Below are 4895 nucleotides of genomic sequence, written 5' to 3'. Positions count from 1 at the left end.
GCCGGGCTCTCCGGGCTGTTCGTGTGGCACCGGGACTTCCTCACCCACGCCGTCACCGGGCCGACTCGACTGGGGTCAGCCTGCCTGGCTGACCAGGCGGACAGGGGCGTTGCCGGCGCCGTAGCCGTCGTAGCGCTCGCGGCGCTCGACGAGCTCGAAGAAGACCTCGCCGACGGTCTCGGTGTAGCAGTGCAGGTACTCCCCGTCGGCGTCGCGGTCGTAGAGCAGGTCGAGGTCGCGCAGGGTGGTGACGAGGTCGTCGGCCAGGCCGAAGCGGGCGACGAGGTCGTCGTAGTAGTTGCCCGGCACCTTCAGCGGTCGCAGTCCGCGCTCGCGGGCGGCCGCGACGACGCCGATGATGTCGTGGCAGGCGAGTGCGACGTGCTGGGCCTGGCCCTGCTGCCCGTTCGGGAGCAGGTTGAGCGGAAGACGTACGCCGCCGGCCGGCGAGCTCATCACCTGGCTGCGGACGAGGCCGGCGGGGCCGGCGACCTCCTGGGTTGGCTGAGGCGTCAGCGACAGCACGCTGGTGTAGAAGAGGACCGCCTCGTCGAAGCTGTGCCAGGGCTGGACCAGGTTGACGTGGTCGATCCGCGCCGCATGTCCGTCAGGGCGAGACACTCCGCCGTCGAACTCGCCGATCCAGTCCTCCGCGTGCGAGAGGAACACCTCGGTACCGTCGGGGGAGGTGAAGGCGCGCAGCGCCTGCTCACCCGCGTACGTCCGGCGGTGGACCGGCGGTGCCATCAGCCGTGCGGCGCGCTCGGCGGCCGGGTCGGAGTCGGCGACGTCGAAGCCGACGGCCGCGATCCGCGGCTCAGGGGAGGAGCTGGCTACGTCGTTGCACACGATGCGAGCCGAGCCCCAGGTCCACAGACGCACCTGCTTGCTGCGGTGGCGGCCGCCGAAGTCGAAGCCGAGCTGCTCGAGCAGCACCTCCACCCCCGACGTGTCCGTCGCTTTGATCTCCACGAAGTCGAACGCCTCCGGGGCGGTCACCTCGGGCAGGCGGGGGAGCGGACCGGCCTCCTCGCCGAGCAGCTCGGCGGTGCGGTCGGCGAGCCAACGCAGCGAGCGCTGGGCCTGGCGGGCGGTGCGGACCGGATCGGTCTGCCGGAAGGTGTCGTTGAAGACCTCCAGCGAGAGCGGGCCGTCGTAGCCGGCGCGGAGCACGTGGTCGAGGAAGGCGGGCAGGTCGAAGCTGCCCTCGCCGGGGAAGAGCCGGTGGTGGCGGCTCCAGGAGAGCACGTCCATGGTGAGCGCGGGCGCGTCGGCGAGCTGGAGGAAGAAGATCTTCTCGGCCGGGATGTCCTCGATCTGCTTGGGGTCGTGGCCGCGCGAGAGGATGTGGAAGCTGTCCAGGCAGATCCCGACGGATGCGTGGTCGGCCAGCTCGACGATGCGCCACGAGCGCCGGTAGTCGTCGACGAAGCGCCCCCACGCCAGCGCTTCGTACGCCAGCCGGATCCCGTACGTCGCCGCGAGATCGCCCAGCCGCCGCAGCTGTCCCGCGGAGACCTCGTCGTCGTCGACGGTCGCAGTGGCGACGTTGCTGCAGACCAGCATCAGGTCGATCCCGAGCCGCCGCATCAGCCGGAACTTCGCCTCGGCCCGGTGCAGCACCTCGCCGAAGGCCGACTCGTCGACACCCTCGGCGTCGCGGAACGGCTGGTAGAGGTCGAGGGTGAGCCCGAGCCGGTCGGCCAGCGCCCGGATCTCCTCGGGGGACTGGGGTGCGGCGATGAGGTCGGGTTCGAAGATCTCGATCGCGTCGAAGCCGGCCTCGGCCGCGGCGTACATCTTCTGGACCAGCCCGCCGCTGAGGCAGACGGTGGCGATCGAGGTGCGCATGGTTCTCCGTTCGTGGCTAATGTACGAAACGGTACATACATTGCCACGCCTTGGGAAGCGGGTCGTGCTCTAGGCTCGGGGCATGGTTCAGTCGCGTGATGCCGAACGCACCCGGTCCGAGCTGATCGAGGTCGCGACCGAGGTGTTCTCCGAGCAGGGCTATTCGGGTGCCCGGGTCGACGAGATCGCCGAGCGCACCCGCACCACGAAGCGGATGATCTACTACTACTTCGGCGGCAAGGAGGGGCTGTTCCTGGCCGTGCTCGAGGCCGCTTACCGCCGGATCCGCGAGCTCGAGCAGGGTCTGCACGCCGGTGACCTCGAGCCGGTCGACGCGATCCGTCGGATCGCCGAGCTCACCTTCGACCACCACGTCAACCACCCCGACTTCATCCGCCTGGTCTCCGTCGAGAACATCCACCGCGGCCGGCATCTGGAGAAGGTCGACTCGCTGCGCGAGCTCGGTGCTCCGGCCGCCACCGTCCTCGACGAGGTGCTCGCCCGCGGTCGCGCCTCCGGCGAGCTGCGGGCCGACGTCGACCCGATCGACGTGCACATGATGATCAGCGCCTACTGCGTCTTCCAGGTCGCCAACAGCGCCACCTTCGGCTTCCTGTTCGGTCGGGACATGCTCGCTCCCGACGTACGCGAGCGCCACCGTCGCATCCTCGGCGACATCGTCGTCGGGTGGCTCACCGCTCACTGACCTCCGGCTGCAAAGAGCCCGTTCCCGCGCTGCGGGGACGGGCTCTTCGCTGTGCGGGGGTTGACGAGCCGGGGCGAGATGTGATGCCCTTCACTCTCGTAACGTACTAGTTCGTACATTAAGGATCACCCAGATGAAGTCTTCGTTTCTCGTCGGCCTGATCGGTGCGGGTGTCGGACCCTCGCTGAGTCCGGCGCTGCACATGCGCGAGGGCCTCGAGCACGGGTTGTCGTACGTCTACAAGACGCTCGACATCACCGGTCTGGGTGTCCCGGCCGAAGGCGTGGGCGAGCTGATGAAGGACGCCCGGCGCCTCGGCTTCGACGCGCTCAACATCACCCACCCGTGCAAGGAGCTCGTGATCGAGCATCTCGACCGGCTCGACGAGACCGCGGCCCGGCTCGGTGCGGTCAACACCGTTGTCTTCACCGAGGAAGGAGCCGTCGGCTACAACACCGACACGACCGGGTTCGGCCACGCGCTGCGCACCGGGATGCCGGATGCGCCGCTCGGCACCGTCGTCCAGCTCGGTGCGGGTGGGGCGGGCTCGGCCGTCGCGCACGCGCTGGTGAGCCAGGGCGTCGACCGGCTGGTCATCGCCGACATGGACCTCGACCGTGCCCAGGCGCGGGTCGAGGAGATCCGACGTCACCACCCGGACAGCGCCGTCGAGGCGAGCCACGTCGACAAGCTGGCCGCGCTCGTGCCCGAGGCCGACGGACTGGTCAACTGCACCCCGGTGGGCATGGCCGACCACCCCGGCACGCCCCTCGACATCAGCCTCCTCCGCCCCGACCTGTGGGTGGCGGACATCGTCTACCGGCCTCTGGACACCGCGCTGCTGCAGGCCGCGCGTGAGGTCGGCTGCCGGACGCTCCACGGAGGCCACATGGCGGTCTACCAGGCCGTCGACGCCTTCCGGCTGATCACCGGCATCGACCCCGATGCCGAGCGGATGCTCGCCCACCTGCGCGAGCTGGCCGCGGCCGGCTGACCCTGAAATCTCATCCACCCCCCCCCACAACCCGCGGCCAGGACCGCGGGACAGACCCGAGGAGGACCCGATGGCGGGACCTGACACCGACAGCACCGAGAACCAGGAAGGCAAGACCCCGGTCCGGGCCGCGCTGGCCAGCTTCATGGGCAGTGCCGTCGAGTACTACGACTTCTTCGTCTTCGGCTCCGCCGCGGCGCTCATCTTTCCGCACGTCTTCTTCCCCAGCACCGGGGACGCCGCGCTGGTGATGTCGTTCGCGACGTTCGCCTTCGCGTACGTCGCCCGCCCCGTCGGCGCGATCTTCGTCGGCCACTTCGGCGACCGGATCGGCCGCCGGAAGGTGCTGCTGTTCACTCTCCTGCTGATGGGTGGCGGCACGTTCCTGATCGGCTGCCTGCCGTCGTACGACCAGGCCGGCTGGATCGCGCCCGCGCTGCTGGTCTTCTGTCGCCTGCTCCAGGGGCTCTCGGCCGCTGGCGAGCAGGCCGGCGCCAGCTCGCTCACGCTCGAGCACGCCCCGGACGACAAGCGCTCCTTCTACACCTCGTGGACGCTGACCGGCACCCAGGGCGGCCAGATCCTGGCCGCGTTGGTCTTCATCCCGGTCGTCGCGCTGCCGGACGAGATCAAGTACGGCATCGGCTGGCGCATCCCGTTCTGGCTCTCCGCGATCGTGGTCGTGGTGGCGTTCTTCATCCGCAGCCGCCTCAACGAGACGCCGGAGTTCGAGGAGGCCAAGGCCAACAACGAGGTCGCCAAGCTGCCGCTCGCGGTGCTGCTGCGCGACCACTGGGCCGACGTGCTGCGGGTCATCTGCTGCGCCTTCATCGCCGCCGTCTCGACCGTCTTCGGCAACCTGGCCATCGCCCACGGCGTCGCGGTCGGCATGGTCGACTCGATCACGCTGTGGCTGGTCGTCGCGGCCAACCTGGTCGCGCTGTTCACCCAGCCCATGTTCGGCCGGCTCGCCGACCGGGTCGGGCGCAAGCCCGTCTTCATCTACGGCGCCGTGGCCAGCGCGGTGATGATGCCGTTCTACCTGCTCTCGATGAGCCAGGGCAGCGAGCTGCTCGTCTTCGCGCTCGCGATCGTCACCTTCTCGTTCGGCTACGCGGCCGCCAACGCCACCTGGCCCTCGTTCTACGGCGAGATGTTCTCGACCCCGGTGCGCTTCTCCGGCGTCGCGATCGGCACCCAGATCGGCTTCATGCTGGCCGGGTTCACCCCGTCGATCGTCACCGCTCTGGGTGGCGTGAAGGAGGGCGGCTGGGTCGTCACCGCCGGTTACACCGCGGTCGTCTGCCTCGTCGCGTCGGTCGCCGCACTGACGGCCCGCGAGAC

Annotated in this window: 4 protein-coding genes; 3 read left to right on the top strand and 1 reads right to left on the bottom strand. The window is 69.7% G+C overall.

Annotated features, from left to right (window positions below):
- Positions 1-75: 75 nt before the first annotated feature.
- Positions 76-1851: a bifunctional sugar phosphate isomerase/epimerase/4-hydroxyphenylpyruvate dioxygenase family protein gene (locus tag ACFVJS_RS26235; RefSeq protein ID WP_378886482.1), complete on the bottom strand. Its 1776-nt coding sequence runs from the start codon at positions 1849-1851 to the stop codon at positions 76-78.
- Positions 1852-1933: 82 nt separating this feature from the next.
- Here ACFVJS_RS26235 and ACFVJS_RS26230 point away from each other — a divergent pair, with 82 nt between their 5' ends.
- The 3 genes from ACFVJS_RS26230 to ACFVJS_RS26220 all read left to right on the top strand — a co-directional run.
- Complete coding sequence (locus tag ACFVJS_RS26230) at positions 1934-2557, top strand: TetR/AcrR family transcriptional regulator (RefSeq protein ID WP_378886480.1); 624 nt, start codon at positions 1934-1936, stop codon at positions 2555-2557.
- Positions 2558-2690: 133 nt separating this feature from the next.
- Positions 2691-3551, top strand: a complete 861-nt coding sequence (locus ACFVJS_RS26225; RefSeq protein WP_378886477.1) for a shikimate dehydrogenase — start codon at positions 2691-2693, stop codon at positions 3549-3551.
- 70 nt (positions 3552-3621) lie between these two features.
- The coding region (locus ACFVJS_RS26220) for an MFS transporter (RefSeq protein ID WP_378886475.1) at positions 3622-4895 on the top strand (1274 nt) is incomplete at its 3' end.

Origin of the sequence: Nocardioides sp. NPDC057772, assembly GCF_042798075.1 — a bacterium.
Taxonomy (GTDB): Bacteria; Actinomycetota; Actinomycetes; order Propionibacteriales; family Nocardioidaceae; genus Nocardioides.
This window is presented reverse-complemented; position numbering and strand designations above follow the sequence as displayed.

What these genes read in the sequence shown, in the direction of transcription:
- ACFVJS_RS26230 (WP_378886480.1), top strand. Translation starts at nt 1,934, where the DNA reads ATGGTTCAGTCGCGTGATGCCGAACGCACCCGGTCCGAGCTGATCGAG.
- ACFVJS_RS26235 (WP_378886482.1), bottom strand. Translation starts at nt 1,851, where the DNA reads ATGCGCACCTCGATCGCCACCGTCTGCCTCAGCGGCGGGCTGGTCCAG.
- ACFVJS_RS26225 (WP_378886477.1), top strand. Translation starts at nt 2,691, where the DNA reads ATGAAGTCTTCGTTTCTCGTCGGCCTGATCGGTGCGGGTGTCGGACCC.